Raw genomic sequence first — 18,901 nt, forward strand, 5'->3', positions numbered from 1 at the left:
GAAAGAATTAGAAGCCGAGAACGTCGGCGTTGATGGAGGCTTCAAGACCGCCGTCGGCGGCAAGATTGGTGCCGTTGATCCAGCGTGCGCCGTCCGAGCAGAGGAAGAGCACGGCGGGAGCGATATCGGCTGATGTGCCGGCACGGCCGACGCGGGTGATATCACTGTCGACGCGGGCGTCGCCGAGCACGGCGCGGAATTGCTTGAGGATCGGCGTTTCCACTGGCCCCGGGCTCACCGCATTGACGCGGATGCCGCGGTTCTTGAACAAGGGCTGGTGGGCTGCGCGCATCGTCCAGAGCAGCAGCAGTTCCTTGGAGAGCGGGTAGCCTTGCTCGTCCTTGAGGTCGTGTTCGGCGACGACGGCCGCCACATCTGGAAAGCCGTCGATCGAGGCCAGCGATTTGGCCCGCTCGAGATTGGCGCGCCAGCCGTAACCGGCGATCGAGGCGACGTTGACGATGGCGCCGCCTTCGCGCAGGCGGGGTGCCACGGCTTCCGACAGCGCGCGCAGCCCGTAGAAATTGACGGCGAGCGTCGAGACGACGCCGGTGCTGCCGGAAAGGCCAGCGACATTGGCAAGTGCGTCGAGGCGCACCGGCAGCTGCGCGACGATTTCGGCAACGCCCGATGGCGTGGAGAGATCGCCCTTGATGAAGGCGGCACTTCCGCCCGCCGGTTCGCGCACATCGACACCGATAACGTCGGCCCCCATCTGGCCGGCCAATTCCGCCGTCCGGGCGCCGATGCCGGAGGCGACGCCAGTCACCAGGATTGTTTTACCAAAAAGCATTGATTTGACCTTTCGCAAGAAAACCGGGAAGCAGGCCGGTTCATTCATTCCATTTGATTTTCGTCGGGCCGGGCAGTTTCAGCCGGTAGCCGACGGGCAGAAGCTGGAGGTTGAAACGGCGCTCGACTTCGCCCCAAAGGCCGCGCGGCAGGTAGAGCGAGAAGATCAGCGCGGTGGCGCCAAGCCCGATCAGATACCAGACGCCGGCGCTGCCGAAGAAGGTTTCGATGACGAAGAACAGGATGGCCCCGAGGATGGCGCCCTCGAATTTGCCGATCCCGCCGACCAGCACCATGAAGATCATGTAGGCCGTCCACTGAACGCTGAAATAGGTCTTCGGCTGGAAGGTAGTGGCGGTCGCCAGCCACAGGCCGCCGGCGATGGCGATGCCGAAGGCGGCGAGCACGAAGAGCAGCCGCTTGGTGGCGGTCACCCGCACGCCGACCGAGGTTGCCGCCTCCTCATTGTCGCGGATCGCCTGCATCGCCGCCCCCGCGCGGCTGCGCATCAGCATGAAGAGCGCGCCGAGCAGCGCGGCCATCGACGCCAGCGCAAGCCAGTAGATCGTCGCCCGCCGCGCGCCGCTGTCATAGACATTGAGCGAAATCAGCGAAGTTCCTGTTTCCCCCTGGATTAGCCGGTCGAGATTGACCAGCAGATGCGCGAGTTCGGCCACGACCCACATGCCGATCGCAAACTCGCCGCCCTTCAGCCGCAGCATGAACAGCGAAAGCGGGATCGACAGCGCGCCGGTCACGATCGCCGCGGCAAAGACCGAGACGAAGGGATCGAGCCCCGCATCGGCGAGCCGAATGGTGAAATAGGCGCCGAGGCCGAAGAATACCTGCTGGCCGACCGAGACCAGCCCGCCGAAACCGGCAAGTGCATTCCACATGGCGGCCAGGATCACATAGATGAACATGGCGGTCATCCTGTCGATCGCGCCGGCGCCGAGCACGGCGGGAGCGAGGATCAGCAGCGCAAGCACCGCGGCCATGGAGGCGAGCGCCACCCGCGAAGAGGTCGTCCAGCGCTCGATCGATATTCCGTTGGAGACGAATGTCATGTCGGGCTCCGAAGGCGTGCGCGAAGGTTGAGCAGGGCGCTGGGTTTCAGAAGCGCTGCGATCTTGTCGAGAACCGGCAGGCGGGATCGCGACAGCCGGATGAAAAGCACCAGCAGGAACAAGGCATGGCCGCCGATCAGAAAGCCCTGCGGATGCAATTGCGCTCCGAGCGATTGGGCAAGGCCAAGAATGATGCCGCCGGCAAGCGTGCCCCAGAGCGATCCGGCTCCGCCGATGACCGCGGCCTCGAAGGCGAAGAGCAGCTGCGGGCCGCCCGCATAGGGGCTGAAGGTCGCCCGCATGCCGAGAAAGGCGCCGGCGATCCCGATCGTGACCATGGTGATGGCGGTGGCGACCGCATTCACCCTGCGCGCATCGATGCCGACCAGCCCCGCCGTATCCGGATCTTCGGCCGTGGCGCGGATGGCGCGGCCGAGCGCAAAACGGCCGAGGAAAAATTGCAGCCCGCCGAGAATGAGGATCGCCGTTACCATCATCATCACGGCAAGCTTGCCGACGAAGATGTGGCCCGGCAGCTGCCAGGATGCATAGGAGAGGTTGCCGATGAAGGGCGCGAGCGATCGTGTGTCGGCGCCGAACTGTTCGAACAGCAGGTTGTCGATGACGATCGACAGGCCGAAGGTCGTGAGAATCGGCAGCAGCGTGCCGCCGCGGGCGCTGCGTTCGAGAATGAAGCGCTGCAGCAGCCAGCCGATCACCGCCATGACGGGCAGCACGATCAGCAGGCCGGCGAAGGGCGGAATGCCGGCTTTCGCGGCAAGCAGCCACAGCCCGTAGGCGGCCGCGACCGCCAGGCTGCCATGCGCGAGATTGATGATCCGCATGACCGAAAACATGAAGGACAATCCGCAGGCGATGACGGCATAATAGCCGCCGAGCAGGAGGCCCTGGATCAGGGTGTTGATCATGATGCGCTCCTTTCGCCGGCTGGCCGGTGCAATCCGAAATAGGCCTGGGTGACGTGCTCGCGCGTGACGGCGGCTGCCGGCCGGTCGAGCACGATGCGGCCTTCCAGCATGCAGATGACACGGCTGGCGACACTCATGGCGCGGCCGAGATCCTGCTCGACCAGCACGATTGTTGTTCCCGAGGTCAGCAGCGCCTGCAGCTGGGCATAGACGCGGTCGACGACCAGAGGCGAAAGCCCGAGCGAGACCTCGTCCAGGAGAAGAATATCGGGGTTGCTCATCAGCGCCCGGCCAATGGCGGTTGCCTGCTGTTCCCCGCCGGAGAGGTGCCCGGTCTTGGCGTGTCGGCGGGGTTTCAGGTTCGGAAAGGCGTCGAGCACACGATCGATGCTCCACGCGCCCTTGCGTCCGCAGCTCTTGCCGAGAAGCAGGTTCTCTTCGACAGTCATCTGCGCAAACAGGCGCCGGCCTTCCGGCACCAGGGCGATGCCCTTGGCGATCCGCTTGTGGGAAGGCACGGCCGCCAAGTCTTCATTGCCGAGAAGCACGCGGCCGGCGGCGGGCAGATGGGCGCCGGCGATCGATCTGAGCAGCGTCGTCTTGCCGGCGCCGTTGGCGCCGACCAGCGCCAGCACCTCGCCCTTGGCGATATCGAAGCTGACCCCGCGCACCGCCTGCAGCAGGCCGTGGCGGACGTCGAGATTCTGGATGGAAAGAAGGCTCATGCGGGCGTCCCTCCAAGATAGGCTTTGACCACTTCCGCATCGCTCATGACAGTCTTCGGTTCGCCATCGGCGATGATCCGGCCGGCATCCATGCAGATCAGCCGTTCGGCCACCTGCAGCAGGATATGGACGATATGCTCGATCCAGACGATGCCGATGCCGCGGCGGCGCAACTCCAGGATGGTTTCCACCAGCTCGCTCGCCTCGCCATCGGTCAGGCCGCCGCCGATCTCGTCGAGCAGCAGCAGCCGCGGCTGAGTGGCAAGCGCACGGGCAAGCTCCAGCCGTTTGCGATCGAGCAGGCCGAGCGTATCGGCCTGGCGGTTGGCGACGCCGAGCATGCCGCAGAGCGACAGCGAATCCACCACACGCTCATAGGCCTCGTCGCGGCTTGCCGCATTGCCGTGCGAGGCGGCGACGAAGACATTTTCGAAGGTCGTCATGCCGCTGAAGGGCTTGGGAATCTGATGCGTCCGCACGAGACCGGAGCGGCAGCGTTCCGCCGCCGTCCGGCCGGTGACCTCAGTGCCGTCGAAGGTGATGCTGCCCGCACTCGGCGGATAGGCGCCGGCGAGCACGCTGAGCAGCGTCGTCTTGCCCGCGCCGTTCGGCCCGACGATGCCGACCGCCTCGCCGTCGCCCATGGAGAAATCGAGATTCTCCAGCACGACAAGCGCGCCGAACCGCTTGTGGATCCCCTTGGCCGAGAGAAAACCTTCCCCCGGCCGTCTTTGCACTTCTTGCCTCTGCACTGTTGCTATCCGTTGTAAGCGGTGAGCTTGGCGCCGACCGGGACATTGGGATCGGTAGCGTTTTCGGTGACGACGTAGTCGAGCGCGAATTTCGAGCCCTCCTTTGCCTTCACCCATTGCGTGCCGATGATCGGTCCGGGAGAAACATTGGCGACGGGACCGCTGGTGAAGTCGACCTTGCCGGCGATCGTCGTCGTCTTTAGCGTGGCGAGCGCCTTGGCCACCGCCTCCTTGCTCTTGACGTCGGTGCTCGCCTTCAGCGCATCGAAGCCGGCGTCGAGCAGCGCCAGGCTGGCGCCGAGCTGCTGCGTCCACTGCTTGCCGCTCGCCGTTTCATAACCGTCGGCGAGTTCGGTTCCGGAGACGCCGGTCAGCGTCGATTTGTAAGGGAAGGCCTTGTGCCAGTAGGCGGCGCTGCCGATGTTGAGGCCAAGATCGCCGAGCGCCTCGATGTCGGATGGAAAGAGGCCCGTCTTGGCGACCTGGCAGATCTTGATCTGCTGGGTCAGGCCCTGCTGTGCCGCCTGACGCCAGAAGGCGGCGAAATCGGGCGGGATCGGGAAGGAGTTGAAGATCTCGACGCCTTCCTGCCGGAAGAGAGCGATCTGCGCGGTAAAGTCGGTGGTCCCGGTTTCATATGCGCCGGGATCGACGATCGTGAAGCCCGCCTTGGCAAGTGCCGGCGCCAGATGGGTGCGGATCGCGTTGCCGTCGGCATCGTTGGGATACATGACCCCGACCTTCTTGTTGGTCTCGATCAGGTTCCACTGCGAGACATAGGCCTTGTGGAACTCTTCGACGCCGAAGCCGAAATGATAGGTCCATTTGAACGGCGAGGGCGCGCCGGGCTTGGCGCCGCGGCCGAAATACCAGGCTTCCCAGGGCATGACCGTCGACAGGCAGGGAATGCCCGCCGCCTCGCAGGCATCGGCCACCGGATTGATGGTTTCGGGCGTCGAGACGGCGAGCATCAGGTCGATCGCCTCATTGTTGATCAGGTCCTTCGCCAGCTGCCCGGCGCGCGAGGGGTCGGACTGGGTGTCCCGGTCGAGAATCTCAACCTTCCAGGTCTTGCCGCCCGCCTGCAGGCCGCCCTCCAGCGCCTTGCGTGCCAGTTCCAGCACATAGCCGTCGGTCTCGCCGAAGCCGCCGAGAGGGCCGGTGCGCGGGCTTATAAAGCCGACCTTCAGCGTATCACCGCCTTGGGCGAAAGCCGTGCGGCCGGAAAGCGCCAGCGCCGCACTGCCTGCGGCAGCCGATGCGATGAAAGAGCGGCGAGTGAGAGACGCCGCGTTGAGTTTTCCGTTCTCGAGTTTGCCGTTGCGGAAAATGCCGTTCATGAAATCGTTCCTCCCTCTTGATGCGGGCCTCCCAGCCCGTTTGCCTCGTTCATCCCGATCTGAATTCAGATCGGGTAGTGTCGTTTTCTCCCAGCGATGGTGATCCATCTGAGCTCGGTGAATTCATCGATTGCGGCCTTGCCGCCGAAGCGGCCGTAGCCGCTTGATTTGACCCCCCCGAACGGCATTTGCGGCTCGTCCGAAACCGTCGCCTCGTTGATGTGGCAGATGCCGGATTCAAGCCGCATGGCAACGGCCATCGCTGCACTGACATCGCTGCTGAAAACCGCCGCCGACAGCCCGTATTCATTGTCGTTGGCAACCGTCACCGCCTCGTCGACGCTGCCGACCCGGACGATCGCGGCAACCGGCCCGAAACTCTCCTCGCGGTAGATGCGCATGGCCGGCGTCACGTGATCGATGACGGTCGCATCCATCAGCGTGCCGTTGGGCCGGCCACCGCAGACGAGCACCGCGCCCTTCTGCAGGGCATCGTCGACGAGCGACTTCACGCGCCGCGCCGCTTCGGCGTTGATCAGCGTGCCGAGCGGCGTATTGCCGTCCCCGGGATGACCTGCGACGAGGGTTTCGGCCTTCGTTCGGAACTTGCCGACGAAATTGTCGGCGATCTCGTCCATTAGGATGATCCGCTCGGTCGACATGCAGATCTGGCCCTGGTTCATGAAGGCGCCGAAGGCGGCGGCACCGACCGCCTCGTCGATATCAGCGTCGGCGAGCACGATGAACGGCGCTTTGCCGCCGAGTTCGAGCAGGCAGCGCTTCAGATGCCGTGCCGCGCTTTCGGCGATGATGCGGCCGACACGGGTGGAACCGGTGAAATTGATGCGGCGCACGGCCGGATGGGCGATCAGCGCATCGACGACGGCGGCGGCATCGCTCGGCGCGTTGGAGACGACATTGACGACGCCGCGAGGAAAGCCGGCGTCACGCAGGATGTCGCCGATCAAGCCGTGGGTCTTCGGGCAGAGTTCGGAGGCTTTCAGGATGACCGTGTTGCCGCAGGCAAGCGGCATGGCGACGGCGCGGGTGCCGAGAATAATGGGTGCATTCCAGGGCGCGATGCCGACGCAGACGCCCGCCGGCTGGCGCACCGCCATGGCAAGGTTTCCGGGAATGCCCGATGGAATGAGCTCGCCGGAAATTTGCGTGGTCATCGCCGCCGCCTCGCGCAGAATGTCGGCTCCGAGCCGGCAATTGATCGCCGCCCATTGCGCCGTGGCGCCGGTTTCGCCGGTCATGGCGGCAATGAGTTCCGGCGTTCTGGCATCGAGCAGATCGGCAGCGGCGTTCAGCAGTCTGCGCCGCTCGCCCGGGCCGGTCTGCGACCAGTCGGGAAAGGCGGCAGCGGCCGCATTGGCGGCCCGCGTCATGTCGGCGATGGATCCGGCAGCGGCGGTCGTTGCAACGTCGCCAGTCAGCGGATCGACGCGTTCGAAGGTGGCGCCCTCGGACGCGTCCATCGCCTCATTGTTGATCATCAGCTTTGCTGAAAACACCGCTTCACCCATTCGTCACGTGCTGGCGCCAGGTGCTGACGCCTGCATTGCTGCCACGGGAGAAGACGAGCGGACGCAACGGCCCCAAAGGCCGCTTCAGCGTTCCTGCGTTGTCGGAATGCCTCCTCCCAAAGGCTTATGACGATCAGGTTACGCCGATCATTCGTGGATGGAATGCGATTTATTGGGTTAATATTGTAATTATCTGGCGATTGCGGCACTATTTGACGGGAGCGGAGGACCAAGGCTTGGCGACGGACGGGGGCATTCATCACTATGCCAGGGGCGAGTGGCATGCGCCGTCGCTTTTCCACCGGCGCATCCGTCTTCAAAAAGGGCTCTATGCCGATTTCCACCATTTCCTGCTGCTCGGCGAAGGGGCGGCCGAGCTTCATTTCGACAGTGGCGAAGATCGGCCGCTGCACGGACCGCTGCTTGCCTTCCTGCCGCCACAGGCGCGCTGCGACCTGTCGATATCAGCCGGAAGTGCGGCCCATCTCATCGGCGCCTCGGCGCAGATCATGGTCGATGCGATCGGCGACAAGGTGGAATCCTACTCGCTGCGCCTCTTCACCGAGCAGCACAAGCTGGTCGATGTGCGGGATCCCTTGGCTGTGGCTGAAATCAGTCCGCTGATTTCAGGCTTCGCGCGGGAACTCGGCGATCCCTCCCGTTCCTCCTGGATGGTGGTCTCGGCCTATCTCAGGCTGATCCTGATGACGCTCTGGCGCGGCAGCGACAGCGAAAGAAGCGAGCCGCGCGGGCAGGGCGAAACCGGTTCGATCCTCCAGCGCTACCGCCAACTGGTCGAGGCCGGCTTCCGCCAGCACCGGCCGGTGAGCGACTATGCCGCGGAATTGGGCGTCACCGCCGACCGGCTGCATTCGATCTGCCAAAGGGCGCTCGGCCGCTCGCCGATCCAGCTCCTGCATGAGCGCGTGGTGCAGGAGGCAAAGCTGAGATTGGAGCGCTCGGCCCGCAATATCCAGGAAATCTCCGACAGCCTCGGCTTCCGCGACCCGACCTATTTCAGCCATTTCTTCAAGCGCAAGACCGGCCTTTCCCCCGCCGGCTACCGCGAGATCGCCAGGGCGTCGGCCGGCTCGGAAAACAGCATGCTGTCCTCGGGTTATGCCGACTGGCCTTAGGCGCGGGCTTATTGGTCAAGTAATAGCTTGCCGATCTTGAGTGACAAATCATGCTCAACACGGACCCAGGCCGCGTAGGACTGCGATGTGCCAGAAGCAGTCGTTTGCCCTGCCGCCGCGGTGCGCGACCTCGAATGACCGGTCTGGGGCAGGGAAAGTTCGGGACGCTTGCGCTTCCTTCGGCAGCAGGCTATACACTGAACTATATGGTTCAGTATGGAAGTCCTCCCCTCGATCTCACATTCGCGGCGCTGTCAGATGCGACCCGCCGCGGGATCATCGATCAGCTTGGGCGAGGGGACGCGTCGATCACCAGTCTCGCGGACAAGTTCCACATGACGCTGACCGGCATGAAGAAACATGTCGAGGTTCTCGAGCGGGCGGGGCTCGTCGTCACGCAGAAGGTCGGACGGGTGAGAACCTGCAAGCTTGGGAAACGCGGCCTCGAGGCGGAGGCCGAGTGGATCGAGGCGCATCGCAAGCTCTTCGAGGCCCGCTTCGAAGCATTGGACGAAATCATCAGCGAAATGAAACAGGAGGGAAGCGATGACTGAGCAAGTTAACGATGCAGGTGGTGCGCAGAATCCGACGTCAGTCGAGCGCAGAGGGGATCGCGAACTCTTGGTAACGCGGACATTTGATGCCCCGCCGAGCACGGTTTACAAGGCGTGGAGCCAGCCCGAGTTGTTCCGGCGCTGGTGGGTGCCAAAATCGGTATCCGGCGTTTCACTCGTGTCATGCGATATGGACGTCCGTACCGGCGGCAAATATCGGCTGGAATTCGGCGCCGGCGGTTCGGACACCATGGCCTTCTATGGCAAGTATCTCGAGGTGGTGCCGAACGAGCGCATCGTCTGGACCAACGACGAGGGCGAAGAGGGTGCGATCACGACCGTGACCTTCGAGGACCAAGGCGGGAAGACGCTGCTGAAGTTCCACGAGGTCTATCCGTCCAAGGAGGCGCTCGAGGAAGCACTACAGGGCTCGGCGGCCGCATTGCCGGAGCAGCTGGAGCAACTCGACGAATTGCTTTCCAGCCTAGGCAAATAGCGCGGTCGGGAAACTCGCCTCGAACGAACGTCTGCTCTTCGGAAGTAACTCCGCCGGCCTTTCTGGCCGGAGCGAAGGCGAGCAGACCAGTTCACGACAGGGCGAAAATTCTGACCTCTCTGCCGATGCCCTGAAGTTCCGCCATCCGCGAGGCCGATGTGATGCCGCTGTCGCGCAGGATGTCCGAAACCTGGGCATCCCCGACGATCGCCTCCGTCGTCATGATCACATTCGGATCGGCAAGACCCTGGACGCGCGAGGCGATATTCACCGTCTGGCCGAAATAGTCCTGCCGGTCGTTGAGGTTGACGGCGAGGCATGGACCTTCATGGATGCCGATCTTCAGCAGGAGATCGTCGCTGCCGTGTTCGGTATTCAACCGAAGCATCGCCTCCCGCATCTTGAGCGCGGCGGCCACCGCGCGGTCCGGGCTCGGAAAGGTCGCCATCACGGCGTCGCCAATGGTCTTGACGACTGCGCCGGCTTCCGTGGCGACGATCTCGTGCAGAACCCTGAAATGCGCTCGCACCAGATCGAAAGCGGCAAGATCTCCGACGCGTTCGTAGAGCGCGGTCGAGCCCCGCAAGTCGGTGAAGAGGAAAGTCAGGCTGGTGATCTTGAGGCGCTGGTCGACGTCGAGCGTGTCGGTCCGGTAGATGTCCCTGAAGCTCTGGTTCGTCAGCAGGCGCTTGGCCGTCAGAAAAGGCCGCCTGCGGCCGAGAAGGTCGTGAAGGTCATCCCCTGCGATGCAGACGTTCGGCACCACCCTGCGGTCGGTGTGGTTTTCGAGGGTGAGCCGCAGCAGGCCGGGACTAAGGGTCAGCGTTTCGTTCAGTGCATGCGCCCGGCTGATGACCATCGAAAGGGTTTGGCGTTCGTTGGTGGGCTCGCCCTTCACGTCGATGAACTGCGCCGAATGCGTGACCGCATCGAAGATGATGACGAATTGCGCCGGCAGCTGCAGCGAGACGAAAGCCTTCTCGCCCGGAGCCAGCTCGATCATTTCCAACTGAATGCGTGAAAACTTCGCTTCCAGATCCTCCGGCAGGTCGACACCGGAGCTGAAGAAGATTTGGCGATAGTACTCGAGCGGCGGTAACAGATCGGGGTCGTGGGCGGCAATCCTGCGCACTCTCGGGCTGACGGTGAATGTTACCTCGACCATCTCGTCGAGCGTCGGCTCGTATCCGGCCGCGCAGAGCGCGCAATGATAGGTCTCTTGGGAGACCCCTTTGAGGGTTGCGCCGCTGTCAAGGACGCCGCCGCATCCCGGGCAAAGCACATTCCAGGTCATTTCGAACGCGCCGATGCGGGCCGCATGCAGAAGTGCTGCGATGGTTTTCTCTTCATCGAGATGATGCTGATTTGCGAAAGCGAGCGCATTGATGCGATTGAGATCGCGATCCGAGTCATGCTTGACGACGTTTTCGATGCACTCGACCGTCTGCGGGTCGGCGGCCTGCCGCAGAGCGGCAAAAAGTGCGTCCATTTCACTCATTAGACAAGTCTCCGTGCGCAGAACCCACGGCGGACGACGCCAGGGCCGCGATCATAACACGGGAATTTCCCAATAGAAATCTTTAGGCTCGGAGCTGACTGCTGGGCCAAGCGAAAGTGGGTTTCAGTTTCGTTTATATATTCGCTTCAGCGCCGCCAGCAGTGCCTCCATTTCGTCGCGGGAAAACAGATCGATAAAACGCTGTTCATGCGTGTCGATCAGTTTACGCGCCCGAATGAGCATTGCCTGTCCCGCTTTCGTCAGATGGAGTTCCTGCCGTCGGCGGTCGGCGGCGGATGGACGGCGCTCGATGAAGTCGCGGGCTGCCAGCCGGTTGACGAGAGCCATCATGGTTGCGCGGTCGGTGCCGAGCGTATTGGCAAGGTCGATTTGCGAAGCGCCCGGATTGCCGGCGACGAGTTCCATCACCGCCAGCTGCTTCTGCGTCAGGCCAAGGTCCTCCATGGTTTCGGCGAAGTCGCGATAGATCGCGACATGCGCCATGCGCAGGTGAAAGCCCAGGAGATCGCCGAGCCGGCCGACGTCGAGCGGCGGCGTAACGGAGGTCTCGGCCTCGACTTCGTCCTGCGGTGGTTTTGCGGCCATCGTTCGTCTCGCTTCGTTCAGGCGCCATAACCATCAAAATCAGCGGGTTAGTCAATATCGGCAGCCGCAATTTCTCCGGCGCCCGCCCGAATGAGGAGATTGCCGCAAACGGCTCTTGCATCTGCGAGAAAAGATATTAGTATGTGTTGCATACAAAATTGGTGCCTGCTGTGGGAGCGGTGAGCATGGGAGGAAATCATGGCGCATTCCTTTTCCGGGGTGGCTTCGCAGGCGGATTGCGGACTGGTGACGGATGATCCGATCCTCTATCGCGCTCGCGTGGCGCCGGATCGTCAGGCCCTGTTCGAGATCGCTACCGGCCAGCAGTTCACCTATGCCGAGCTCGATGCACGGATCGCCCGCTGCGGCGGCTTTTTAAACGGTGTGCTCGGAGCGAAGCTGGATGGGACGCGGGTCGCCATGCTGGCGCGCAATTCGATGGATTCGATCGTGCTGGCCTTTGCCTGCCAGCGTGCCGGCGCCATCTATGTGCCGCTTAACTGGCGCCTCAACGCCGCCGAACTTCGGCCGATCCTTGCCGATTGCACGCCGGCGCTCCTGATTCACGACGAGGAGTTTTCGGCTGTCGTGGCGAGCCTTGCGGACGCCGATGCCGCGATGACGGTGATTTCGACGGCCGATGGTCCCGCTGGACTCGCGGCGCGGATCGAGGCGAGCCTTCCGGCCGGACCGGTGCCTGCCGATGCCGATGGAACCTGCGTTCTTCTCTACACGTCGGGCACGACGGGACAGCCGAAGGGCGTCGTCATCACCCGCCGTAATGCTTTCTTTGCCGGCGTCAATTTTTCCTTCGTCGGCGAGATAGGGCCTCAAACCGTAGCCTTGTGCGACCTGCCGTTCTTCCATACGATCGGGCTGATCGCGGTGGCGCGCACCACATTGATGCTGGGCGGCACGCTTGTGATCTCCGACCGCTTCACCCCGGCGCGCACGCTGGCAGCCCTTGCCGACCGGAAGCGCGCCATCACCCATTATTTCGCCGTGCCGCAAATCGCGCTCGCCTTGCGTGGCGATGCCGCCTATAGCGCCTCAGCACTTTCCGGCCTGCATGCGCTCTTCGTCGGCGGTGCGCCGCTGACGCAAGCGCTGATCGAAAGCTATCTCGAAGACGGCGTCGCGCTGGTTAACGGTTACGGCATGAGCGAGGCGGGAACGGTGCTGCACGTGCCGATCGACCGGCGCGCGGTGCAGGACAATCCCGGCAGCGTCGGACTGCCGGCGCCGTTGCTCGACATTCGCATTGTCGGCGAAGACGCCCACGAAGTTGATCAAGGCGAGATCGGCGAACTCTGGCTGCGCGGGCCGGCGGTGTCGCCGGGCTATTGGAACAAGCCGCTTGAAAGCGCTGCCGCCTTCACCGACGGCTGGTACCGCACCGGCGATCTCGGCCGGCGTGAAGCCAACGGCTTCTATCGCATCGTCGACCGGCTGAAGGACATGTATATCAGCGGCGGCGAAAATGTTTATCCCGCCGAAGTCGAAGCCGCGCTCGCCAGTCATCCCGATATTCTCGACGTCGCCGTCGTCGGCATTCCCGACACCAGGTGGGGCGAATGCGGTGTTGCCTATGTCGTGCTACGGCCGGGTGCTGCGGGAACGGGCGAGGCGATCGCCGGCCATTGCGCGGAGCGGCTCGCGGCTTTCAAACGCCCGGCGCGCATCCTCTTCGTCGAGACTATTCCCCGCACCGCCTCCGGCAAGGTGCAGAAACATGTTCTGCGCCAGCTGCATTCCGACGAAACCCTTCAACGACAGGCCTGATGAAGCGGCCCCGGCTTTCAAGCCGAAACCAATGGAGTGCCCCCCATGACCGAAAACAACATGACCGAAAACAACATGACTGAAAACAACAAGACTGAAAACCAATCGCCGGTTCTGGTCGAATTCGACAACGGTATCGCTTTCGTGACCCTCAACCGTCCGGAAAAGCGCAATGCGATGAACCCGGCCTTGAATGCCCGGATGCTCGAGGTGCTCGACGAGCTCGAGGGCGACGAGCGCTGCGGTGTGCTCGTCCTTCGCGGCGCCGGGCAATCCTGGTCCGCCGGCATGGATCTGAAAGAATATTTTCGCGACAATGACGGCAAGCCGCGCGATGCCACCTTGAAGGCGCGGCGCCAATCCGGCAACTGGTGGAGTCGGCTGATGTATTTCGAAAAGCCGACGATCGCCATGGTCAACGGCTGGTGTTTTGGCGGCGCCTTCACGCCGCTGGTTTCCTGCGATCTTGCCATCGCCGCCGAGGAAGCGAATTTCGGCCTTTCCGAGATCAACTGGGGCATCCTGCCGGGCGGCAACGTCACCCGCGCGGTCGCTGAAGTGATGCGCCATCGCGACGCCCTTTATTACATCATGACCGGCGAACTGTTCGGCGGGCGCAAGGCCGCGGAAATGGGTCTCGTCAACGAGGCCGTGCCGCTCGCCGAACTCGAAACCCGGGTGCGCAAGATCTGCGCCAGCCTGCTCGAAAAGAACCCGGTGACGCTGAAGGCTGCCAAGGACACCTACAAGCGGGTGCGCAACCTGCCATGGGATCTCGCCGACGATTACATCTACGCCAAGCTGGAGCAGATGCTGTTTCTCGACAAGACCAAAGGGCGCGACGAGGGCCTGAAGCAGTTCCTCGACGACAAGACCTATCAGCCGGGGCTCGGCGCCTACAATCGCAGCCGCTGAGGACGTGAAGCCGGCCCGCCGGGTCGTGAGCGGGCCGATCATCGGGAGGAGGATAGAATGAAAATCCATGCCGCGGTGGCGCGTGCGCCGCATATGCCGTTTTCGCTGGAGATGCTCGATCTGGAGGAGCCGCGCGAGGGGGAGATCCTGGTTCGCGTCGTCGCGACCGGGGTCTGTCATACCGATATCGTCATGCGCGACCAGCATTTGCCGGTGCCGCAGCCGGTCGTGCTCGGTCATGAAGGTGCCGGCATCGTCGAACGTGTCGGGCCGGGCGTTGCCAAGGTGAAGCCTGGCGATCACGTGGTCATGACCTTCAATTCCTGCGGCCATTGCCCGAGCTGCAACGATCACGAGGAGACCTATTGCCACGAATTCTTCCCGCGCAATTTCTTCGGGTCGCGCGCCGACGGTTCGAGCGGGCTCTCCTGCGAGGGGGAGCGGGTTCACGGCAATATTTTCGGGCAATCCTCTTTCGCCAGCCACGCGCTCTGTCATGAGCGCAATATCGTGAAAGTGCCGAGGGATGCCGATCTCGCGCTGCTCGGGCCGCTCGCCTGCGGCATCCAGACCGGCGCCGGCGCGGTCATGAATGCGCTGAAGGTCGAACCGGGAAAAGTGCTCGCGGTTTTCGGCATGGGGTCAGTCGGGCTTGCCGCTGTCATGGCGGCGCGGGTCGTCGGCGCTTCCAGGATCATCGCCGTCGATGTCAACGAGACGCGGCTGGCGCTTGCCGCCGAACTCGGCGCGACCGATATCGTCAACGGCAAGGCGGGCGATGCGGTCGACGCGATCATGGCGCTGACCGGCGCCGGCGTCGATTATGCGATCGATGCCTCCGGCGTGCCCGCCGTCATCGACCAGTGCGTGCGAGTGCTGGCGCCGCGCGGCACCTGCGGCATCGTCGGCGCTTCGCCGCACGGCGCGACGCTGACGCTTGATCTCACCCATATCCTCTCCGGCGGACGCCGGGTGCGCGGCATCGTCGAGGGCGATTCCAATCCCGACGTGCTGATCCCTCTGCTGATCGACCTCCACAGGCAGGGGCGTTTCCCTTTCGAAAGGCTCGTCACCTTCTATGATTTCGCCGAGATCAACAGGGCGGTGGAGGATTCGGAAAGGGGCATCGTACTGAAACCGGTCGTGCGCCAGCCGGCTGTCTGACACCGTTCAAGGGAGGAAAGAATGAACACCATTACCCCGATCGCCACCGATACCAGCCCCGATGCCATGAAGGCGCTGCTTGAGCGGCAAAGGGCATCCTTCCTCAAGGAAGGGCCGCCTGATATCGAAACCCGCGTCGATCGCATCGACCGCGTCATCGCCCTTCTCGTCGATCATAAGGATGCGATTGCCGCAGCGCTGTTGGACGATTTCGGCAGCCGCAGCGTCGAGGCAAGCCTGCTTCTCGACGTTTTCACCTGCGTCGGTTCCCTCAAATATGCCAAGGCCCATCTGGCCGAATGGCTGAAACCGGAAGAGCACGAGGCACTGTTTCCGGATGCGGTCGCCAAAGTGGTCTACCAGCCGAAAGGGGTCGTGGGGATCCTGAGCCCCTGGAATTTCCCCTATCAGCTCGCCCTTGCGCCGCTTGCCGGCATTCTCGCCGCTGGCAACCGCGCCATGATCAAACCTTCGGAGGTGACGCCGGCTTCATCAGCCTTGATGGCGGCGCTCATCGCCGGCGCCTTCGACGAAACGGAAATTGCCGTCGTGCAGGGCGGGCCGGCGACGGGCACGGCCTTTACATCACTTGCCTTCGACCATCTGATCTTCACCGGCGGCACTGCGGTCGCCCATCATGTCATGCGGGCCGCGGCGGAAAACCTCACGCCGCTGACGCTGGAACTCGGCGGCAAGTCGCCCGTCATCGTCGGCCGCTCGGCCGATCTCGCAGACGCGGCGCGCCGCGTCATGACCGTCAAGACGCTGAATGCCGGGCAGATCTGTCTGGCGCCGGACCATGTCTACGTGCCCGAGGAAAGCGTCGAAGCCTTTGCCGAGCACGCAGCGGCGGCGGTCGGGGCGATGTATCCGACGCTGAAGGAAAATCCTGATTACACGTCGATCGTCAACGGCCGACATCATGCCCGCGTCCAGAGCCTGGTCGACGACGCCAGAGCCAAAGGCGCCCGTATCGTCGAGATCAATCCGGCTGCGGAGAATTTCTCGCAGCAGCCGGCCCACCGCATGCCGCCAACCCTGATCCTCGATCCGACCGAAGAGATGCGCGCGCTGCAGGAGGAAATCTTCGGGCCGGTGCTGCCGGTTCTTCCCTATCGCGATATCGCCGACGTCATCGATCGCATCAACGCCCGGCCGCGTCCGCTCGCCCTTTATTACTTCAGCCAGGATCAAGAAGAGGAGCGCCGGGTTCTCGACAATACGACGTCCGGCGGCGTGACTGTCAACGACTGCATGAGCCACGTCACGGCCGAAGGCCTGCCCTTCGGCGGCGTCGGCCATTCGGGCATGGGCGCCTATCACGGCAAGTTCGGCTTCCTCGCCTTCTCGCATCCGCGCGCCGTCTATCACCAGAGCAAGATGGTGGAAGCGGAATATATGATGCGGCCGCCCTTTGGCGAGGCGATGCGCGGTTTTCTGGCCGGGGCGATTTGCAAGTAAAGGCATGCCCGGCGGGCCACGCCGGGCATTACCTGGGCAGCGGAATACGCTGCAAATATCGGCCGCGTCCACGCAAGGGGAGGGCGTTTGTTAAGCATGCAGTATGGCCGGCGTGCCAGCCTTGCCTGGTCGATCCTCCATGCCGCCCCACGAGATCGGAAAATGCAGCCGTTTAACCAAGCTCAAACCAGTTTCTCCTATAATGCGTTCGTTACATGTATTGGAAGGTGGATCCAGCGCGGTGAATGGCAATTGGACGCAGTTCGGTGGCAACCTTTCCTTCGTGTGCCTGGCAATTTCGCTCTGGGCGCTTTTTTCGATCGAGTTTCAGCGCCGGTCCTTCAGGCAGGAAAAAATCGCCTTCGGGCTAATAGCCGGCGGCGCCTCCATCGGATCCATATTGCTGGCGATTGAATTCCACCCCGGCATCTATATCGACTTGCGTTTTTCGCCGCTTGCATTGGCAGGCATGTTTGGAGGGCCGATCGCGGCGGCCTTCGCCGCGGCGCTGGCAATGGCATTTCGTTTTGCCGTTGGCGGTACGGCGATGGTCGACGGTATCATCACAATGGCCGTCGCCACGGGCATTGGTTTGGCCGGTCATTTCTGGACCCGCAAGAGATCGCCGGCCCTTAAGGACGTTGCACTGCTGAGCCTCGCCCTTGGCGCTGCATTGGTCCTGTCGATGGCTGTGCTTCCCACTTTAGTGAATGCCCATGTGCTGGCCGGTGTCGGCTTTCCCCTGACCGCATTGAATTGTCTCGCGACCGTTCTGGGCGGTTTCGTTCTGCTGAAAACACAGCAATGGGAGCTGGAGCGAAGCATATTGGTCACTGCATTTTCGCAGTCGCCCGATTATCTCTATGTAAAGGACCGAAACAGCCGGTTCATCACCGTCAATGAAAACATGACCCGCCTTTTCCGTTTCAGGACGACGGCGGAGATGACCGGATTGTCGGATTTCAATCTGATGTCGCGGCCACTCGCCGAGGAATTATATTATCTCGAGCAGCAGGTCATAGACACCGGGGTGCCGCTGATCGATTCCACTGAGTATATCGAAGGCAGGTTTTTGCTCGCGTCCAAAGTGCCGCTGCGGGACAAGCAGGGGCGGGTGATCGGCCTTGCCGGCGTAACGCGCGATGTTACCGAGCGCACCGCCCTGGAGCGGGAATTGCGCGAAAGCAAGAACCTGCTCTCGCACGCGATGGCCAGCATGTCCGATGGCATCGCCATGTACGACAGCAAGGGGTTTATCCTCTTTTGCAATGAGCAGTATCGCAATGCGTTCCCGCTCTCTGGAGAGGCCCGCGTGGTCGGAGCCCATATCAGCGACATCCTGCGCCGCGTCGCCGAAACCGGCGAGCGGCCCGGTATCCCCCAGGATGTGGACGGGTGGATCAAGACCGCCAGTGCCTCGCTGCACAGCAACAAGGACGAAGAGGTTCAGCTTCATAACGGCGACTGGCGCAGCATCCGGACAAGGCTTGCCGAGGATGGCACGGCGATGGCCGTCGTCTCCGACATCACCGCGACGAAGCAGGCGGAAATCGCGCTCAGACTATCGGCGGAGCAGCTGAAAAGCCTTGCCGAAACCGATGGTCTCACCGGCATGGTCAACCGCCGCGCCTTCGACGAAGCGTTCGCCCGCGAGACCGCGGGCAGCGCCAGGAAGAACACGCCATTCAGCCTGCTGATGGTCGATATCGACCGCTTCAAGGCCTATAACGATACCTATGGTCATCCGGCCGGAGACCAATGCCTGCGGGTCGTCAGCACGTGTCTGCGCCAATCCGTCAGCGGGCCCGCAGACATCGTCGCCCGTTACGGCGGCGAGGAATTCGTGGTGTTTCTCCCCGATACCAGCGCCAAAGGGGCAATGATCGTCGCCGAGCAATTCGCCAGGCGCCTGGCTGAGGAGAATATCGCTCATTCCGGCAGCGAATTCGCCCGGGTGACGGCAAGCATCGGCATATCCTGTGCGACCGGAGCCGTTCTGCGGACCAACCCCAACCGTCTCCTGACCGAGGCCGACGCCGCGCTCTACGATGCCAAGACGCAGGGCCGCAACCGCATTCTGGCCCATTCGCCTAATGGGGAACGGCATGCCATGAAGGAAGCCGGTTAGAGCCGATCCCGCTTCGATAGATTTTTT

17 protein-coding genes are annotated in these 18,901 nt (G+C 63.0%); 8 read left to right on the forward strand and 9 right to left on the reverse strand.

The annotated features are described in order from the left end of the window. Nucleotides 1–7: 7 nt before the first annotated feature. The 7 genes from ATY29_RS15085 to ATY29_RS15115 all read right to left on the reverse strand — a co-directional run bounded on the left by ATY29_RS15085 (nt 8) and on the right by ATY29_RS15115 (nt 7,134). A complete protein-coding gene (locus tag ATY29_RS15085) occupies nt 8–793 on the reverse strand; it encodes a coniferyl-alcohol dehydrogenase (RefSeq protein WP_097536807.1) in 786 nt (261 codons plus the stop codon). Between the two features lie 40 nt (nt 794–833). Further along, the gene (locus tag ATY29_RS15090) at nt 834–1,859 is read right to left on the reverse strand and encodes a branched-chain amino acid ABC transporter permease (protein WP_025418643.1); all 1,026 of its coding nucleotides are present in this window, start codon (nt 1,857–1,859) and stop codon (nt 834–836) included. Further along, entirely contained in the window at nt 1,856–2,788 is a 933-nt protein-coding gene (locus ATY29_RS15095; RefSeq protein ID WP_097536792.1) for a branched-chain amino acid ABC transporter permease, read from the reverse strand. Before ATY29_RS15095 ends, ATY29_RS15090 begins: the two co-directional genes overlap by 4 nt. Beyond that, nucleotides 2,785–3,513, reverse strand: a complete 729-nt coding sequence (locus tag ATY29_RS15100; protein ID WP_097536793.1) for an ABC transporter ATP-binding protein — start codon at nt 3,511–3,513, stop codon at nt 2,785–2,787. The genes ATY29_RS15095 and ATY29_RS15100 overlap by 4 nt, the downstream gene beginning before the upstream one ends. Then, nucleotides 3,510–4,265, reverse strand: coding sequence for an ABC transporter ATP-binding protein (locus tag ATY29_RS15105; protein ID WP_097536794.1), 756 nt, complete (start codon nt 4,263–4,265; stop codon nt 3,510–3,512). Before ATY29_RS15105 ends, ATY29_RS15100 begins: the two co-directional genes overlap by 4 nt. 5 nt (nt 4,266–4,270) lie before the next feature. Then, entirely contained in the window at nt 4,271–5,605 is a 1,335-nt protein-coding gene (locus tag ATY29_RS15110) for an ABC transporter substrate-binding protein (protein WP_025418647.1), read from the reverse strand. Between the two features lie 65 nt (nt 5,606–5,670). After that, entirely contained in the window at nt 5,671–7,134 is a 1,464-nt protein-coding gene (locus tag ATY29_RS15115; RefSeq protein ID WP_097536795.1) for an aldehyde dehydrogenase, read from the reverse strand. Between the two features lie 236 nt (nt 7,135–7,370). On the opposite strand from ATY29_RS15115, the gene ATY29_RS15120 reads away from it, so the two are divergent. The 3 genes from ATY29_RS15120 (at nt 7,371) to ATY29_RS15130 (ending at nt 9,320) form a co-directional block, all read left to right on the forward strand. Further along, a complete protein-coding gene (locus tag ATY29_RS15120) occupies nt 7,371–8,270 on the forward strand; it encodes a helix-turn-helix transcriptional regulator (protein WP_097536796.1) in 900 nt (299 codons plus the stop codon). A gap of 206 nt (nt 8,271–8,476) precedes the next feature. Beyond that, nucleotides 8,477–8,824 (forward strand): ArsR/SmtB family transcription factor, encoded by a 348-nt coding sequence (locus ATY29_RS15125; protein ID WP_097536808.1) that lies wholly within the window; start codon nt 8,477–8,479, stop codon nt 8,822–8,824. Further along, nucleotides 8,817–9,320 carry an SRPBCC family protein gene (locus ATY29_RS15130; RefSeq protein WP_003568793.1) on the forward strand — a complete coding sequence of 168 codons (504 nt, stop codon included), beginning with the start codon at nt 8,817–8,819 and terminating at the stop codon, nt 9,318–9,320. The genes ATY29_RS15125 and ATY29_RS15130 overlap by 8 nt, the downstream gene beginning before the upstream one ends. A 91-nt stretch (nt 9,321–9,411) precedes the next feature. Here the strand turns inward: ATY29_RS15130 and ATY29_RS15135 are convergent, their stop codons facing one another. Then, complete coding sequence (locus ATY29_RS15135; protein WP_097536797.1) at nt 9,412–10,818, reverse strand: adenylate/guanylate cyclase domain-containing protein; 1,407 nt, start codon at nt 10,816–10,818, stop codon at nt 9,412–9,414. A gap of 123 nt (nt 10,819–10,941) precedes the next feature. Beyond that, nucleotides 10,942–11,424 carry a MarR family winged helix-turn-helix transcriptional regulator gene (locus ATY29_RS15140; protein WP_097536798.1) on the reverse strand — a complete coding sequence of 161 codons (483 nt, stop codon included), beginning with the start codon at nt 11,422–11,424 and terminating at the stop codon, nt 10,942–10,944. A gap of 198 nt (nt 11,425–11,622) precedes the next feature. On the opposite strand from ATY29_RS15140, the gene ATY29_RS15145 reads away from it, so the two are divergent. The 5 genes from ATY29_RS15145 (at nt 11,623) to ATY29_RS15165 (ending at nt 18,874) form a co-directional block, all read left to right on the forward strand. Further along, entirely contained in the window at nt 11,623–13,206 is a 1,584-nt protein-coding gene (locus ATY29_RS15145; protein ID WP_097536799.1) for an AMP-binding protein, read from the forward strand. Between the two features lie 75 nt (nt 13,207–13,281). Then, nucleotides 13,282–14,121: a p-hydroxycinnamoyl CoA hydratase/lyase gene (locus ATY29_RS15150; RefSeq protein WP_025418653.1), complete on the forward strand. Its 840-nt coding sequence runs from the start codon at nt 13,282–13,284 to the stop codon at nt 14,119–14,121. A gap of 57 nt (nt 14,122–14,178) precedes the next feature. Beyond that, nucleotides 14,179–15,285 carry an NAD(P)-dependent alcohol dehydrogenase gene (locus ATY29_RS15155; RefSeq protein ID WP_025418654.1) on the forward strand — a complete coding sequence of 369 codons (1,107 nt, stop codon included), beginning with the start codon at nt 14,179–14,181 and terminating at the stop codon, nt 15,283–15,285. A gap of 21 nt (nt 15,286–15,306) precedes the next feature. Continuing rightward, nucleotides 15,307–16,746 (forward strand): coniferyl aldehyde dehydrogenase, encoded by a 1,440-nt coding sequence (locus ATY29_RS15160; protein ID WP_003568804.1) that lies wholly within the window; start codon nt 15,307–15,309, stop codon nt 16,744–16,746. Nucleotides 16,747–16,948: 202 nt separating this feature from the next. Then, nucleotides 16,949–18,874 carry a diguanylate cyclase gene (locus tag ATY29_RS15165; protein WP_425299327.1) on the forward strand — a complete coding sequence of 642 codons (1,926 nt, stop codon included), beginning with the start codon at nt 16,949–16,951 and terminating at the stop codon, nt 18,872–18,874. Nucleotides 18,875–18,901: the final 27 nt, after the last annotated feature.

It is taken from the genome of Rhizobium hidalgonense, from assembly GCF_002914525.1.
Classification (GTDB): Bacteria; Pseudomonadota; Alphaproteobacteria; order Rhizobiales; family Rhizobiaceae; genus Rhizobium; species Rhizobium hidalgonense.